At 52.6% G+C, this 14,650-nt stretch carries 18 protein-coding genes; 14 read left to right on the top strand and 4 right to left on the bottom strand.

What is annotated here, in order from left to right:
• Positions 1-246 precede the first annotated feature (246 nt).
• From P398_RS0102030 to P398_RS0101980, 11 genes are all read left to right on the top strand, one after another.
• The gene (locus P398_RS0102030; protein WP_029333928.1) at positions 247-2,655 is read left to right on the top strand and encodes a Na+/H+ antiporter subunit A; all 2,409 of its coding nucleotides are present in this window, start codon (positions 247-249) and stop codon (positions 2,653-2,655) included.
• Positions 2,652-3,089: a Na(+)/H(+) antiporter subunit B gene (locus P398_RS0102025; RefSeq protein ID WP_029333927.1), complete on the top strand. Its 438-nt coding sequence runs from the start codon at positions 2,652-2,654 to the stop codon at positions 3,087-3,089. Before P398_RS0102030 ends, P398_RS0102025 begins: the two co-directional genes overlap by 4 nt.
• The gene (locus tag P398_RS0102020) at positions 3,089-3,427 is read left to right on the top strand and encodes a Na(+)/H(+) antiporter subunit C (protein ID WP_029333926.1); all 339 of its coding nucleotides are present in this window, start codon (positions 3,089-3,091) and stop codon (positions 3,425-3,427) included. The genes P398_RS0102025 and P398_RS0102020 overlap by 1 nt, the downstream gene beginning before the upstream one ends.
• On the top strand, positions 3,420-4,910 hold the full coding sequence (locus P398_RS0102015; RefSeq protein ID WP_029333925.1) for a Na+/H+ antiporter subunit D: 1,491 nt from the start codon (positions 3,420-3,422) through the stop codon (positions 4,908-4,910). The genes P398_RS0102020 and P398_RS0102015 overlap by 8 nt, the downstream gene beginning before the upstream one ends.
• A complete protein-coding gene (locus P398_RS0102010) occupies positions 4,907-5,383 on the top strand; it encodes a Na+/H+ antiporter subunit E (RefSeq protein ID WP_024370998.1) in 477 nt (158 codons plus the stop codon). The genes P398_RS0102015 and P398_RS0102010 overlap by 4 nt, the downstream gene beginning before the upstream one ends.
• Entirely contained in the window at positions 5,383-5,658 is a 276-nt protein-coding gene (locus P398_RS0102005; RefSeq protein WP_024370997.1) for a Na(+)/H(+) antiporter subunit F1, read from the top strand. Before P398_RS0102010 ends, P398_RS0102005 begins: the two co-directional genes overlap by 1 nt.
• A complete protein-coding gene (gene mnhG, locus P398_RS0102000; protein ID WP_024370996.1) occupies positions 5,645-6,004 on the top strand; it encodes a monovalent cation/H(+) antiporter subunit G in 360 nt (119 codons plus the stop codon). Before P398_RS0102005 ends, mnhG begins: the two co-directional genes overlap by 14 nt.
• 38 nt (positions 6,005-6,042) lie before the next feature.
• Positions 6,043-6,375 (top strand): hypothetical protein, encoded by a 333-nt coding sequence (locus tag P398_RS0101995; RefSeq protein ID WP_029333924.1) that lies wholly within the window; start codon positions 6,043-6,045, stop codon positions 6,373-6,375.
• 64 nt (positions 6,376-6,439) lie between these two features.
• Positions 6,440-6,643: a YwbE family protein gene (locus P398_RS0101990; RefSeq protein ID WP_024370994.1), complete on the top strand. Its 204-nt coding sequence runs from the start codon at positions 6,440-6,442 to the stop codon at positions 6,641-6,643.
• A 1-nt stretch (position 6,644) separates the two neighbouring features.
• A complete protein-coding gene (locus tag P398_RS16920) occupies positions 6,645-6,812 on the top strand; it encodes a hypothetical protein (RefSeq protein ID WP_167601150.1) in 168 nt (55 codons plus the stop codon).
• 429 nt (positions 6,813-7,241) lie between these two features.
• Positions 7,242-8,714: an alanine/glycine:cation symporter family protein gene (locus P398_RS0101980; RefSeq protein WP_029333923.1), complete on the top strand. Its 1,473-nt coding sequence runs from the start codon at positions 7,242-7,244 to the stop codon at positions 8,712-8,714.
• Positions 8,715-8,756: 42 nt separating this feature from the next.
• Here the strand turns inward: P398_RS0101980 and P398_RS0101975 are convergent, their stop codons facing one another.
• Both P398_RS0101975 and P398_RS0101970 read right to left on the bottom strand, forming a co-directional pair.
• On the bottom strand, positions 8,757-9,554 hold the full coding sequence (locus tag P398_RS0101975) for a formate/nitrite transporter family protein (protein WP_029333922.1): 798 nt from the start codon (positions 9,552-9,554) through the stop codon (positions 8,757-8,759).
• Positions 9,555-9,649: 95 nt separating this feature from the next.
• Positions 9,650-10,036 (bottom strand): VOC family protein, encoded by a 387-nt coding sequence (locus P398_RS0101970; protein WP_029333921.1) that lies wholly within the window; start codon positions 10,034-10,036, stop codon positions 9,650-9,652.
• A gap of 81 nt (positions 10,037-10,117) precedes the next feature.
• Here P398_RS0101970 and P398_RS0101965 point away from each other — a divergent pair, with 81 nt between their 5' ends.
• From P398_RS0101965 to P398_RS0101955, 3 genes are read left to right on the top strand one after another with little or no spacing between them, the layout of a single operon-like run.
• Positions 10,118-11,236: a GTPase gene (locus P398_RS0101965; protein ID WP_029333920.1), complete on the top strand. Its 1,119-nt coding sequence runs from the start codon at positions 10,118-10,120 to the stop codon at positions 11,234-11,236.
• A gap of 12 nt (positions 11,237-11,248) precedes the next feature.
• Complete coding sequence (locus P398_RS0101960) at positions 11,249-12,391, top strand: YcjF family protein (RefSeq protein ID WP_029333919.1); 1,143 nt, start codon at positions 11,249-11,251, stop codon at positions 12,389-12,391.
• Between the two features lie 26 nt (positions 12,392-12,417).
• A complete protein-coding gene (locus P398_RS0101955) occupies positions 12,418-13,380 on the top strand; it encodes a 2-hydroxyacid dehydrogenase (RefSeq protein ID WP_029333918.1) in 963 nt (320 codons plus the stop codon).
• A gap of 38 nt (positions 13,381-13,418) precedes the next feature.
• Here P398_RS0101955 and P398_RS0101950 read toward each other — a convergent pair whose 3' ends face one another.
• Complete coding sequence (locus tag P398_RS0101950; RefSeq protein WP_029333917.1) at positions 13,419-14,030, bottom strand: general stress protein; 612 nt, start codon at positions 14,028-14,030, stop codon at positions 13,419-13,421.
• 13 nt (positions 14,031-14,043) lie between these two features.
• On the bottom strand, positions 14,044-14,559 hold the full coding sequence (locus tag P398_RS0101945; RefSeq protein WP_024370985.1) for a general stress protein: 516 nt from the start codon (positions 14,557-14,559) through the stop codon (positions 14,044-14,046).
• Positions 14,560-14,650 lie beyond the last annotated feature (91 nt).

Raw genomic sequence — 14,650 nt, 5'->3', positions numbered from 1 at the left:
TCACGTGAATTTGAATCAGAGAGAGCGGGAGAGATGAAACAAACGAAAAAGTGAGCTATACTAGGAATCAACAACACATTGAGAGAGCATTCAAAATAATGTTCGAGATTGAGGGGCAAGAAAATCGGGTATGAAAAGTAAGATATTCGATGCCATCAATCGCAATCAGAGAAAAGGAATCTGCATTCACTAATGTAAAAGATTACCTTACAAGGCATAATGAGAAAATTTGAAGGAGGGAACACTTTGTCCGCACTGCATTGGGTGATTTTATCGCCTTTTTTATTCGCGCTCATCATCCCGTTTTTGTTTAAGTACGTCTCAAAAATTCATACCGGATGGTTCGTTTGGCTGTTGCCGACAGCGCTATTCGTCTACTTTATGAACTGGCTGCCGGTCATCTCGTCCGGCCAAGTCGTCGAGACGAGTGTGTCCTGGATTCCGGCACTCGGTATTGAGTTCACCGCTTATTTAGACGGACTGAGTATGCTGTTCGTCCTGTTGATTACCGGAATCGGGTCGCTCGTCGTCTTGTACTCGATTTTCTATCTATCGAAGAAAGAGCGGCTCGGTAACTTCTACGTCTATTTGATGCTCTTTATGGGCGCGATGCTCGGCGTCGTCTTATCGGACAACTTGATCGTCTTGTACGTGTTCTGGGAAGTGACGAGCATGGCCTCGGCCCTCCTTATCAGTTACTGGTTCCATAAAGACAAGTCGACGAAAGGTGCCCAAAAATCAATGCTCATCACCGTGGCCGGCGGACTCGCCATGCTCGGTGGATTCGTCTTGCTCTATCAAATGACGGGCACGTTCAGCATCCGGACAATCATTGAGAACGTCGATGTCGTCCAGGCGAGCCCGCTCTTCGTACCGGCGATGCTCCTCGTCCTGCTCGGCGCGTTCACGAAGTCGGCCCAGTTCCCGTTCCACATCTGGTTGCCGGACGCGATGGAAGCCCCGACGCCGGTCAGTGCGTACTTGCACTCGGCGACGATGGTCAAGGCCGGGATTTATCTCGTCGCTCGGATGACGCCGGTGTTCGGCGGCTCGAACGTCTGGTTCTGGACGCTGTCCATCGTCGGACTCGTGACACTCCTTTGGGGTTCGATCTCAGCCGTCCGACAAAAGGACTTGAAAGGGATTCTCGCCTTCTCGACGGTGAGTCAGCTCGGTCTCATCATGTCGCTCCTCGGTGTCGGCTCGGCCGCGCTGACGGGTGGGGCAGATGACCCGATTTACTCGCAAGCGATTCTCGTCGCGGTGTTCCACTTGTTCAACCATGCGACGTTCAAAGGCGCGCTCTTCATGGCGGTCGGGATTATCGACCACGAGACGGGGACGCGGGACATCCGCAAACTCGGGGGCTTGATGACGGTCATGCCAATCACGTTCACCGTCTCGCTCATCGGTCTTGCGTCGATGGCAGGATTGCCACCGTTCAACGGGTTCTTGAGTAAGGAGAAGTTCTTCTCGGCGATGTTGAACGTGCGTAACTTCGAGGCGTTCGATGTCGGTTCGCTCGGGTTCCTATTCCCGCTCATCGCCTGGATCGCGAGTATCTTCACGTTCCTCTACAGCTTGATCATGTTTTTCCACACGTTCCGTGGAAAATTTGAGCCGAGCAACTATGAACGGAAGGTGCACGAGGCACCGATCGGGATGCTCATCAGTCCGATCATTCTCGTCGTACTCGTCATCGTCTTTGGCTTGTTCCCGAACTTGTTGTCGTACTCGATCATCGAACCGGCGAAACAAGCGATTTTACCGACGGTCTTGCCGGAAGGTGAACAGTTCGTCGTCGACATTAAGATTTGGCACGGGGTCAACACAGAGCTTCTCATGACGCTCGGTGTCGTCTTGATCGCCTCGTTCTTGTTCTATCTCATGCACCGTTGGATGAAACTCGCGATCTACAACCGCGAGCGTGACCCGTTCAACTGGTTCTATGACAATGCGCTCACTGGCCTCACGTCAGGTTCACAGTGGATCACGCGTCTTCAAATGACGGGACTGTTGCGCGATTACTTCGCGTACATCTTCACGTTCATGCTGCTCCTCGTCGGCTACACGTTCTGGCGTTTCGATGCGTTCGCCATCGATACAGCGAATACGAGTGTGGTTGAACCGTTCATGTGGATTCTGATTCCGCTCCTTATCGGGGCGATCGTCACAATCCCGTTCTTGAACCACCGGATTACGGCAGTCATCGTCGTCGGTGTCATCGGGTTCTTGCTCGCGCTATTACTCATCGTGTTCCGCGCGCCTGATCTCGCCCTGACGAAGCTTCTCGTTGAGACGGTGACGCTCGTCATCTTCATGCTTGCGTTCTACCACTTGCCGGAGATGCGAAAAGAGAAGTTCACACCAAGGTTGAACGTGGCGAACCTCTTCATCTCGATTGGGGTCGGTGTCATGATGACGCTTGTCGCCCTTAGTTCGGCAGCGCTCGGTAACGAGGCTGGTTTTGAGTCAATCTCGGATTACTTCCTCGAGAACGCGAAAGAACTTGCCGGCGGTTATAACGTCGTCAACGTCATTCTCGTCGACTTCCGTGGACTTGATACGCTACTTGAAGTACTCGTGTTAGCTGTCGCGGCGCTCGGGATTGTCACTTTGATTAAATTACGCTTGAAAGGAGGAGAAGACGTATGAAGAGGCAAGCGAGAAGTAGTAATTTGATGCTTTACAATATTACGCGAGTCGTTACGTTTGTTTTACTCGCCTTTTCGCTTTATCTCTTTTTCGCCGGTCACAACAATCCCGGTGGTGGATTCATCGGCGGATTGATGACAGCGAGTGCGCTTCTCCTCATGTACTTGGGATTTGATATGAAGCGTATCAAAAAAGCGATTCCGTTCAATTTCACGACGATGATGGCCGTCGGTTTACTCGTCGCCTTGTTCTCAGGTTTATCGAGCACGCTGTTCGGCTACCCGTTCCTCACCCAGTTTTATGAATATGTGAATCTACCTGTGCTGGGTAGAACCGGTTTAGCAACTTCGTTGCCGTTCGACCTCGGGATTTACTTGGTCGTTGTAGCCATTGCCTTGACGATAATTTTAGCGATTGCGGAGGATGATTCGTAATGGAAATACTCATGTCGATTACGGTCGGTGTCCTCTTCATGGTCGGCACTTACCTGTTACTGACGAAAAGCTTGTTGCGAATCGTGCTCGGTTTAATCCTCTTGTCGCACGGGGCGCACTTCTTGCTATTGACGATGGCGGGCCTTCAAAGTGGGACGCCGCCGCTTCTGAATTTGAATTCGGAAGCATACGCGGACCCACTACCACAAGCGCTCGTCTTGACGGCGCTCGTCATTAGCTTTGGGATGACATCGTTTTTACTCGTCCTATCGTACCGGACGTATAAAGCGTTTAAGACGGATGATTTAGAACAGTTGAGGGGGTCAGCCGATGAATAACTTGCTCGTACTCCCATTTGTCATTCCGTTCGCGATCGGGGCGATTTTGATTTTGTTCTCAAAACAAATCGGGTTGCAACGTTTCTTGAGCGGATTAACGTCAATCCTCATGCTCGGCGTTGCGATTTATCTCATAAGTGTCGTTCGGACCGAGGGCGTTGTCGTCCTTGAACTCGGAGACTGGCCAGCGCCATTCGGGATTGTGCTTGTTGCGGACTTGTTCGCGGCGATCATGGTGCTCATGTCCGCCATCGTCGGACTGCTCTGTCTCTTCTTCGCCTTCCGGACGATTGCGCCGGAACGTGAAAAGTTCTATTTCTACCCGTTCTACTTCTTCTTGTTGACGGGTGTGAACGGTGCCTTCTTGACAGGGGACATCTTCAACTTGTTCGTCTTCTTCGAAGTCATGCTCATCTCGTCTTACGTCTTGATCGTCATGGGCGGGACGAACTATCAACTCCGTGAGTCGCTCAAGTACGTCGTCATGAACATCTTCGCCTCGATCTTGTTCATCGCGACGATGGCGTTCACGTACGCGGTCACCGGTACGCTCAACATGGCGCAACTCGCCGAGCGTGTCGCCGAGCTCGAGCAGGTCGGGGTATTGAACGTCATTGCAATGTTCTACTTCATCGTCTTCGGGATGAAAGGGGCGTTGTTCCCGCTTTACTTCTGGTTGCCGCGTTCGTATTTCGGACCGCCGGCCGCAGTCGCCGCCTTGTTCGGCGGACTGCTGACGAAAGTCGGGATTTACGCGATCATCCGGACGTTCACGCTTATCTTCCCGCACAACCAAGAGTTCACACAGCCGATCCTCATTTGGGTCGGGGCGATCACGATCGTCATCGGCGGCCTCGGTGCCGTCTCGAACTTCGACTTCAAGCGCATCCTGTCGTACCATATCGTGTCGCAGGTCGGCTATATGGTCATCGGTCTCGGTCTGTACACGAGCCTGGCGGTTGCGGCGGCGATTTATTATATCGTCCACAACATTATCGTGAAGACGGCGCTCTTCCTCTATGCCGGGACGGCGCAACGCATCACCGGCACGACCGACCTGAAACAGATGGGCGGACTGTTGAAGACGCACCCGCTCCTCGGGTGGATGTTCTTCATTACCGGGATCGCCATCGCCGGCATCCCGCCGTTCAGTGGATTCGTCAGTAAACTGTCGCTCGTCGTCTCGAGTTTTGAGACGGAGCAATACGTCGTCGGTGGGATCGCGCTCGCTGTCGGCATGTTGACGCTCTTCTCGATGATCAAAATCTTTATGTACGTGTTCTGGGGCGAGCAAAAGCATACGAAAGCCCAAGGCAAGACGAAAGTCGGAGACTTGTTGCTGCCTGCCATCCCGCTCGTCATCTTGACGACGGTGCTCGGTGTCGCGGCCCAACCGATCCTTTCGTTCTTCCTCGAGGCGTCGAACCAGTTGCTCGACCCGTCGATTTATATTGATTCGGTCTTGAAAGGAGGGGGCGCATGACGTTCCAAGTCGTTTTAAACACCGTCATCGCCATCATGTGGGCGGTGCTTTGGAATAGTTACACCGGCGTCGATTTCCTGCTCGGCTACATCGTCGGGATTTTCATCTTGTTCGTCTTGCGTCGCTTCCTTCACTTCGACTTCTATATGCGCCGCGTCTTCGCTGCGTTCAAACTGATCGCCTTGTTCATCAAAGAGTTGATCATGTCGAACATCGATGTCGTTAAAGTGCTCCTTAGTCCGAAGTTCGACATCGAGCCAGGCATCATCGAAGTCCCGACCCAGCTCAAGTCAGATTGGGAGTTGACGCTCCTTGCTTCACTCATCAGTCTGACGCCGGGAACGTTATCGATGGATTTTTCAGAAGATAAGAAGTCGATCTTCGTCCACTCGATTCACGTACCGGACAAGGAACAGATGATACGCGAGATTCACGACACGTTTGAAAAAGCGATAATGGAGGTGACGCACTGATGTTTAAAGTGTTGCTTATGATCGCGTTGTTCTTCATGTCGATCTCACTTGTCATCTCGTTCATCCGGACCGTGAAAGGGCCGACGATGCCAGACCGTATCGTCGCGCTCGATGCGATCGGGATCACGCTCATTGGCGTCATCGGGATTTTGATGATCCTCCAAGAGACGATCGCCTACGCCGAGGTCATCCTCGTCATCGGGATATTAGCGTTCATCGGGACGATTGCCTTGTCAAAATTTGTGGAGAGGGGGGATATCTTTGACCGCGATTGAATGGATTGTTGCGATTCTTTGTCTGATCGGAGGATTCCTCAGCCTCGTCGGTGGAATCGGTTTTATCCGGTTCCCGGACGTGTACGGGCGGACGCACTCGGCGACGAAGAGCGCCACGCTCGGCGTCATCACCGTCATGGTCGGGACGTTCCTCTACTTCTTGCTCGCGGAAGGGATGTTCTCCGGAAAGATTTTACTGACGATTCTCTTCGTCTTCTTGACGGCCCCGCTCGCCGCGCTGATGGTATCCCGGGCCGCGTACCGGACCGGTGTCCCACTTTCTAAGTTGACGACACAAGATGACTTGAAGAAAAAATATCCGGAAGCACGAAAAGACGTACACTGACACTCTCCGTTTCGGGGAGTGTTTTTAGGAGGGGTTCGATGCATCAAATTGAAATCGGGAATGATGTTGAGACACATCGGTTGACGATCATACGAGCCAGCCGAGAAATCGTAGCCATCGAGATCTTCGGGCACGTCGAAGCCGTCACGACAACGGATTATGTCGCCTTTGCCCGGGCGCTCACAGAAGCCTATCATGCACTTGACGGCACGGCACGACTCGTCAATGTAGGCGGACAGGCGATTGTGACGTTGACGTTCAAACGCGGCGTCGTCGACGTCAGCATTACGCGTGGCGGAGCTGTTCGGACGTTTCGTACCGACCAAAGTTATATGACTCCGGCACTCGCTCAAGTCGGCGTCATCGAATAGGTTGTGACAAAAACGGGAAAAGAGCATATGATAGAGGTTGACTATACGGAAAGGGGTGTCGGGTATGGATGGCACGAAACGCGCGGACATTCGACCAGGGCTCCACGTCCAGATTGTCCTAAAACAAGATCAGCGGAGTGGGAAGTTGACGAAAGGCGTCGTCAAAGACATTTTGACGAACTCGCCGCGTCACCCGCACGGCATTAAAGTACGCTTAAGCGATGGACAGGTCGGTCGAGTGAAAGTGATCGAAGCTGGAGGTGAATGACATGAGTGAAAAGAAAATGAGTTTTCAAGAGGCGATGAAACAAAAACTCGCCGAGAAGAAGCAAAGTCAGACGAAAGTGCCGACAGGTCTTCATGGGACGAAGCAGAAACCGTTGACGAACCAGTTGACGAAGAAGCCGAACAACCAGAAGAAACGGACAGGCGTTTAAAAGGCAGCCGCTCAATCGAGCGACTGCCTTTTTTCTTCGTACTGATTGAACGTAGCGCTCTAGCGAGAACTCACTATTACCCGGTAGGTCGGGATTCATTCGAGAATCGGGAAATATTGTCATACTATATTGATAGAACGGCGATCAGATTCACAAACAAACCTATTCACAAAACGAATAGTATGAAACAAGTTGAATGAAATCCTTGAAATCAAGCCGGGAAATATAGATTTATAATTTCTTTTAAGACATTATGTAAGCGCTTCAAGTGTCGGTTTTTCGGGGTTCGTGTCGAATTTAATGTGAACTTTCTGTGAACCAACCTATAAAAAAATTATTGATAATTGTCAGAATCTTTGTATAATTCAAAACAAGACATTATAAAAATCTTAACAACTTCAGATTCACACAACAGGGAGGAACTTATTCATGGAAGCCGTACAAAACTTATTGCAAGGAAGCGTCGACTTTTTAAACAACATTTTATGGACGTACGTGTTGATTGTGGCGCTCGTCGGAGCAGGGATTTACTTCACGGTCAAAACACGATTTATGCAATTCCGTTACTTAAAAGAGATGTTCCGTGTCGTCACTGACAAATCAGACGTCACACTCGCGAAAGATGGCAAGAGTATCAGCTCGGCGAAGTCGTTCTTCATCGGAGCAGCGACGCGAATCGGAACGGGTAACTTGGCCGGTGTCACGGTCGCCATCACCCTCGGTGGTCCGGGTGCCGTCTTCTGGATGTGGATCGTCGCGCTTCTCGGTGGAGCGACAGCGATGATCGAGAGCACGCTCGCTCAAGTATACAAAGTGAAAGATGACGTCGCATACCGCGGCGGCCCAGCTTACTACATTGAAAAAGGTCTTAACAACCGCGTCCTCGGTATCGTCTTTGCGGTGTTGATCGCCTTCACGTTCGGTCTCATCTTCAACTCGGTTCAATCGAACACGATCGCGGCAGCGTTCGACAACGCGTTCGGTCTTGAAGCGGCTATCGGCGGAGCTGTACTCGTCGTGTTGACGGGTCTCGTCATCTTCGGCGGCGTGCAACGTGTCGCGAACTTCTCAGCAATCGTCGTTCCGATCATGGCAGTCCTTTACTTGATCGTCGCCCTTTACGTCGTCGTCGTGAACATTACAGAAATGCCAGCTGTTCTCGGTATGATCTTCCAAAGCGCGTTCGGTCTCGAGCAGGCGTTCGGCGGATCGGTCGGAGCTGCTATCATGATGGGTGTACGTCGTGGTCTCTTCTCAAACGAAGCCGGTATGGGTTCGGCACCGAACGCCGCTGCGACGGCAGAAGTGTCTCACCCGGCGAAACAAGGTTTCATGCAGACGCTCGGTGTCTTCTTGGACACGTTGATCGTATGTACAGCAACAGCAGCGATCGTTCTTCTTTCGGACAGCTACGCGGCTGGTAACGGCGAAGGGATCGCACTCCTTCAAAACGCGTTGGCTGAACAAATCGGATCATGGGCACCTGCTTTCATCGCCATCAGCGTCCTCTTGTTCGCCTTCAGCTCGATCGTCGGCAGTTACTACTACGGTGAGACGAACATCGAATTCATCAAGAAGAGTAAAGGTGCCGTCTTCGGCTTCCGTCTTCTCACGATGGGCTTCGTCTTCCTCGGATCGGTCGCTAGTCTCGGCTTCGTCTGGAGTCTCGCTGACTTGTTCATGGCCGGCATGACACTCATCAACTTGGCGGCAATCATACTTCTCGGCGGTGTGGCCTTCAAAGTACTCCGTGACTATGAAGAGCAACGGGCTCAAGGTCTCAACCCACGCTTCTCAGCCCGTAAACTCGGCATTGAGAACACGGAGTGCTGGGACGTGGAAGAAGAAGAAGTCGCACAAGGTACGGTCCAAGCGGCCGTAGCCGACTCATCAAAAGCGTAATCATTGCAACAACAGGGGCCCTGCTCATCGGGGCCCCTGTCTTTATGCGTTCTGACGAATCGATTCGACGTTTGTCGAGATCTGTGCGTTCAAATGGAGGTACGTCGCGGCGACGAACAAGGCGCCACCGACGATGTTACCGAGTGTGGCGAAGAGCAAATTGTTCAAGGCGAGGCCGATGTTGATCATTTCCGAAGGCGCGTAATACAGTGCGAGCCCGAAGATGCCCATGTTGGCGATCGAGTGTTCAAAACCGGCGGCGAAAAAGACGACGACCGGCAACATCGTCAACATGATCTTCGCGACATCGTTCTGCGTCTTGAGCGGCATGAAGATGGCGATACAGACGAGGATGTTACACAGAATCCCTTTCAAAAAGATGGCGAAAGCGTCACCACCCATTTTTTTGGCGGCGACGACGGACAGTAAATGATCACTTCCGACTTCACCCATACTGTGGGCACCGATGACGAGAACGACGAGTAAGAGCGCACCGACCAAGTTGCCGATCCAACTGATGCCCCATACGTTGACGAGATCACGCCACGCGACCCGGTTTCGTTTCGCCCCGGTGTACAAGTACATCGTGTTGCTCGTGAACAGCTCTCCGCCCATCCAGACGATGAAGACGAGAGCGACAGAGAAACTCATCCCGGCGAACAGCATCGTTCCAGGGACGTCGATGAACATGTTCCCGACAGAGAACGCGAAGACGACCCCAATCCCGATTAAAAATCCGGCGACAATCGAGCGGAGTGCGTATTGGCCAAAAGAATGACGCAGCAGCGTCGCCTTTTTGTACGCCGCTTCTTCCATATACTCAACAACTTGTTTTTCCATTCGAAAAGACCTCCTTAGACACTTTTAAGTCTAGGAGGTCCGATAAAAGTTTGCAATTGTTTTCACAAACTTTCGTTAGGTGTCCGTGCAATCGTTCACAACGTTGCCACGAGTTCCACTTTCATCCGGTCCGGGTCCTCGAAGTAGAGGGCGATATAGTTCGGACCGCCGGCATGAGGGAAGCGGTCGGCATACAACTCGGTGAACCCGTGGCGAGACAAGTCTGGGCGCAGCCGCTCGAGCTGGTCGCGTGACTCTGCATGAAAGGCGATGTGGTTCAAACCGGTCTTCTTGCGATGGTAAGGCGGCTCGAGATGTGCGGCCTCGGTTTGGACGAAGACGAGATACGTGTCACCGAAGCAGTAGCTTTGGCCATGCTCCCATTGTTGATAGACGGTGTAGCCGAGTTCGGTTAGGAGCCAGTCCCAGGCTGTGAGGCTTTTTTTCAAATCGGAGACGTACAGTTCGAGATGGTGCAACATTTGTCTCATCCTTTCGTCGGACGTTTCAAACCTGTCCATTTAGTATAATGGTAATTATACGATGAAGGCAGGGGGAACGATATGGACAACACGGGGCTTGTCTCGAACATATTAATCGCGGGGAAGACCGGGGTCGGGAAGAGCGCGTTTTTGAACTACATTTATGGGCGTGACGTCGCCGAGTCGCGGGCCGGCAGACCGGTGACGGCTGAAGGGCTGCATGAGTATGAATATTATGACCTCGAGCGCGGAATTTTATTCCGCTTCTTTGATACATGGGGGCTTGAGGCGGATCGGTCGGACGAATGGCATGACGCGATTTTATCGATCGTCAATGAACGGGAAGGTGCGCTCGACATCGCGGACTGGTTTCATACCATCTATTACTTATTGTCCATCAACTCAGGACGTGTCGAGGCGTATGAGCTGGACTCGATTTTAAAGCCGCTCTACGCGAAACGGAGCAACGTCACAATCATTTTAACGAACTACAATCCAGACAGCGCCATGAACGTCGAGAAGGCGGAGGCGATGGAAGCTGTCTTGGTCCGTGAGCTCGGTGTGAGCAGTGAAGCGATCATTCGTGTCAACAGCGTCGAGAAGAAGTTACTGAGCGGGCAGGTCGTCCCGCATATCGGTTATGAGGCCGTATGGAACCGGAACCGGACGAATTTATGGCGCGACGTCGAACGGAAGTTGCCGCTCAATTTGACTCGACACTTATTGGACGAGCTCGATTCGTGGCGCCAACGAAGCTATCGCTCGGCTGAAACGATCCGGATGATCACGCCACAGGCGATGATCAGTTGGAAGGCGAGAAACATCGAGAAAGATTTAGAGCAGACGCTCGAAGCGGCCGCGGAGACGACAGAAGAGGCGATGGCGCAAGGCATCCGCCACTACATTCAACTGATGCAACGATATCCGCTCGTCGGGGCGCCGTCTGACCTCGTGTTCAGCACACGTCGAGTCGAACTCGGGTTTGACTACTCGTTCAAGCGGACGATTCGCAAGATGGTGCTCGGAATGATTCCTGGTGTCCACTTCATCTATTGGGCGTTCAAACGACGAACGGCGGAGCGGGGGATTAAAAAGGCAGTCGATCAGCAATACGAATTGGTCAAACAGACGATTGAGTTGGACGTCCGCCGCGGTTTCGAGGAAGAGATGCGCCGCCTTGGCCGGACGCTCAGTCAATGAGGAGGGACTTATATGGAGAAGAACATACCGTTCAACTTAGACACGTATGATTTAAAAGAAGAATTGGACCGGCTACGCGGACAGGTGAAAAAGCCGAACATTTTAATCGCCGGGGCCACCGGGTCGGGAAAAAGTTCGGTCGTCAACCACGTGTTCGGACGGGATTTGACGAAAGTCGCGGCCGGTGAACCGGTCACACGTGGAATTCATCAGTTTATGAGTGACGATGTCGCCATCGTCTTGTACGACAGCGAAGGCTATGAGATCGGGAGTGCGCGGCAAGAGGCGTATGCGGATGAAGTCATCGGGTTTGTGGAGCGGGCACAGTCGAAAGGCGCTGCCGAACAAATCCATCTCGTCTGGTACGCCATCAACGCATCGATGAAACGCGTCACCCCGCTCGATCGAGCACTGATCAAACGATTGAATGCCGTGACCGCGGTCGCGGTGTTGTTCACGCAAATCGACCAAGTCGACGTCGATGAGTTGACGGCGTTACGGGAGGAACTGACGGACATCGTCCCTGACGAGGCGGTGTTCCAACTCAGTGTCGCCGAAGAGCTGTTGCACGACGAGGAACTTCGCGCACATCTCGACTGGGAGCGTCTTGTCACATGGTCCGTCGATCAACTCGACCAGTCGCTTCAAGAAGGACTGCTCATGGAAATTCACGCCGAGAGCGAAGCGATGCTCAAGTTGAAGCGGAAAAAAGCGAACCGGATCATTTCGGGCTACGTTGCCAGTGCGGGGACAGCGGCCGCCGTGCCGCTCCCGTTCGCGGACGCGATCGCATTGACACCGATTCAAGTGACGATGAGCGTCCATCTGTTCCGATATTGGGGGGTGAAAGCGAACGACGACATGTTGAAGACGTTGATCGGGAGCACGATCATCCCTCAAATCGGACGGGCGCTATCGAAGACGATCTTACTGAACGTGATGAAGTTCTTCCCAGGAGCGAACGCGGCGGCGAGTGTCATCAATGCGACGGTCGCTTCCGGGATCACATGGGCGATCGGTCTCGCCATCAACGAGATCGCTTTCCGGAATGCGATGGATTCATCGAAGACGATCGAACAGTTGCTCAACAGTGATTTCGGTTCGCTATTTGAACAGTTCATGGAACAGAATCCGGTGACGAAAAAGAAAGATTGAATAATATAGAGACGAGGAGCGATTGGATGAGAAAACGAATTTATATTACGAGACGCTTACCTGAAGAAGCGGTGGCCCCGCTACGAGAGGATTATGACGTACGGATGTGGGAAGAAGAAGCGGTGAGTGTGCCGCGTGACGTCTTGCTCGAAGAGGCAGCAACGGCCCACGGGCTGTGGACGATGCTGAGCGATACGGTCGATCGTGAATTGATCGAGCAAGCCCCGCACCTCGAGGTCATCTCAAACTTGGCGGTCGGCTATAACAATATCGACGTAGATGCGGCGAAAGAGCGGGGAATCATCGTCACGAACACACCGGACGTTTTGAGCGAGACGACAGCGGACCTCGCCTTCGGACTGATGATGATGACGGCACGTCGTCTCGGTGAGGCCGAACGTGATTTACGGGCCGGAGAATGGAAGTCGTGGACGCCGATGGGGTACGTCGGGATGGATGTATATCGTGCCAAGCTCGGGATCATCGGAATGGGACGAATCGGCGAAGCTGTCGCGCGACGGGCCCGTGGTTTTGATATGGACGTGCTGTATCATAACCGGACGAGGCGGCATGAGTCAGAATCGATGTACGGTTTCGTTTATGCTGAACTCGATGAACTCCTCGCCGAGTCCGACTTTGTCATCGTGCTCGCGCCGCTCACGGAAGAGACGCGTGGCATGATCGGTGCCGCCGAATTCGGCAAGATGAAAGAGACGGCTGTGTTCATCAACGTCGCCCGCGGTGAAATCGTTGACGAAGAAGCGCTATACGACGCGTTGAACGAGAAACGAATCTGGGCAGCCGGCCTCGATGTGTTCGCGAAAGAGCCGATCGAGATGGAGCATCCGCTGTTGACGCTTCCGAACGTCACGACGCTCCCCCATATCGGCAGCGCCTCGATTCGAACACGTCTCGCCATGATGGCACTTAACCGAGAGGCGATCATGAATGTGTTGGCAGGGATAGAGCCGAAAAATCGACTAACATGAAAAAAAGGAGTCTGACAGTTGTCAGGCTCCTTGCTTTGTTAGAAGCGACGGATGTTATCCGGGTCTTCATAGTCGTTACGAAGCGCCCGGTCGTCGAGACCACGGAGCTTCGCTTCTTTGTCGTTCAATTTCGCTTTTTCATCCAATTTGTCTTGTTCAGGATCAACGGCTCGGTTCGGATTGTCTCCGACCGATTCGTTGAACGGTTTCGAATCGATCTCGAGTCCGTCCGCCGTGTGATGCCCTTGATGACTCGTGTCATGCTTTGAGTCATTGTATGGCGTCGAGTCGACCGTCAGTCCTTCATTGTGGCGACGTTCAAAGTCTTCATCGACATAAATCAGAATCTTTCCGTCTTCGACGTCGCGATAGTGGCGTTTGACTTCTTCTTCGCTGAATCCCATGTTGCGAAGGCCGCTATGGACATCCTCATGGCCGCTTAGGAAGGCGCGGACTTTGTCGAACCAGCCCGTCTCATGCGACGCTTCTGTGTGGACGTCGGTTTGTCGACGCAAAATCGAGACGTTATCCTCATGCTTGGCGACGACGTAAATGTCTGAATCCTTATATCCTTTGGCACGCAGTTCCTCGACTTTGCCGAGGGCTGACTGTTGGGTGTCGAACATGCTGATAAATCGTTTCTCACTCATGTGTAGATCCTCCTTATAATCGGCGATGGTCTTCTAGCCCGGAATGCCCGCGGACAATCGGGTCGTCTTTCGTACCGCGTGGTTCTTCATCGTGGTCGTTAAACGGTTTGGCGTCAAATGCGATGCCGTCTGCTTCTTCCCCTTTTTCATGGTCGAGCTCACTATCTTTTTTATACATATTCGGATAGCGATCGTAGGAATGCTTGTCGACGTAGAGCAGCAGTTTGCCGGCGTCGATCGCGGTATAGTACTCTTCTGCCTCGGCGTCGCTCAACCCCATATTGCGTAACTCGTCGCGAATCCGGTCGCTGCCATGAAGGAACGACTTGACGCGGTCAAGCCAGTTCACGTCGCGAATCCCTGCTTCGGCGTTGACGTCGGTATGGTAGCGCAATGCGGAAATTTCCCCGTCCCGCTTGGCAACGACGTGCATGTTCTTCTCGGCTTCCCCAGCCGTTCGAAGCTCATCTACTTTGTCCATTACTTCTTGCTCGCTTGCAAACAGCCCGATGATTTTACGGTCAGACATATTGTGCCTCCTTCGTTATGTTGTCGTATTTTACAAATTGGCGTCACGCTATTAGTAATTTCCGTTCTTCGCTAGATTCAAACAAAAAACG

Source organism: Exiguobacterium aurantiacum DSM 6208, from assembly GCF_000702585.1.
Lineage (GTDB): Bacteria > Bacillota > Bacilli > Exiguobacteriales > Exiguobacteriaceae > Exiguobacterium > Exiguobacterium aurantiacum.
Note: the sequence above shows the minus strand (reverse complement) of the source record. Positions and strands in the feature narration are given on the sequence as shown.

Coding starts and splice junctions, on each gene's coding strand:
- P398_RS0102025 (WP_029333927.1), top strand. CDS start 2,652: ATGAAGAGGCAAGCGAGAAGTAGTAATTTGATGCTTTACAATATTACG.
- P398_RS0102020 (WP_029333926.1), top strand. CDS start 3,089: ATGGAAATACTCATGTCGATTACGGTCGGTGTCCTCTTCATGGTCGGC.
- P398_RS0102015 (WP_029333925.1), top strand. CDS start 3,420: ATGAATAACTTGCTCGTACTCCCATTTGTCATTCCGTTCGCGATCGGG.
- P398_RS0102010 (WP_024370998.1), top strand. CDS start 4,907: ATGACGTTCCAAGTCGTTTTAAACACCGTCATCGCCATCATGTGGGCG.
- P398_RS0102005 (WP_024370997.1), top strand. CDS start 5,383: ATGTTTAAAGTGTTGCTTATGATCGCGTTGTTCTTCATGTCGATCTCA.
- P398_RS0101995 (WP_029333924.1), top strand. CDS start 6,043: ATGCATCAAATTGAAATCGGGAATGATGTTGAGACACATCGGTTGACG.
- P398_RS0101990 (WP_024370994.1), top strand. CDS start 6,440: ATGGATGGCACGAAACGCGCGGACATTCGACCAGGGCTCCACGTCCAG.
- P398_RS16920 (WP_167601150.1), top strand. CDS start 6,645: ATGAGTGAAAAGAAAATGAGTTTTCAAGAGGCGATGAAACAAAAACTC.
- P398_RS0101980 (WP_029333923.1), top strand. CDS start 7,242: ATGGAAGCCGTACAAAACTTATTGCAAGGAAGCGTCGACTTTTTAAAC.
- P398_RS0101975 (WP_029333922.1), bottom strand. CDS start 9,554: ATGGAAAAACAAGTTGTTGAGTATATGGAAGAAGCGGCGTACAAAAAG.
- P398_RS0101970 (WP_029333921.1), bottom strand. CDS start 10,036: ATGTTGCACCATCTCGAACTGTACGTCTCCGATTTGAAAAAAAGCCTC.
- P398_RS0101965 (WP_029333920.1), top strand. CDS start 10,118: ATGGACAACACGGGGCTTGTCTCGAACATATTAATCGCGGGGAAGACC.
- P398_RS0101960 (WP_029333919.1), top strand. CDS start 11,249: ATGGAGAAGAACATACCGTTCAACTTAGACACGTATGATTTAAAAGAA.
- P398_RS0101955 (WP_029333918.1), top strand. CDS start 12,418: ATGAGAAAACGAATTTATATTACGAGACGCTTACCTGAAGAAGCGGTG.
- P398_RS0101950 (WP_029333917.1), bottom strand. CDS start 14,030: ATGAGTGAGAAACGATTTATCAGCATGTTCGACACCCAACAGTCAGCC.
- P398_RS0101945 (WP_024370985.1), bottom strand. CDS start 14,559: ATGTCTGACCGTAAAATCATCGGGCTGTTTGCAAGCGAGCAAGAAGTA.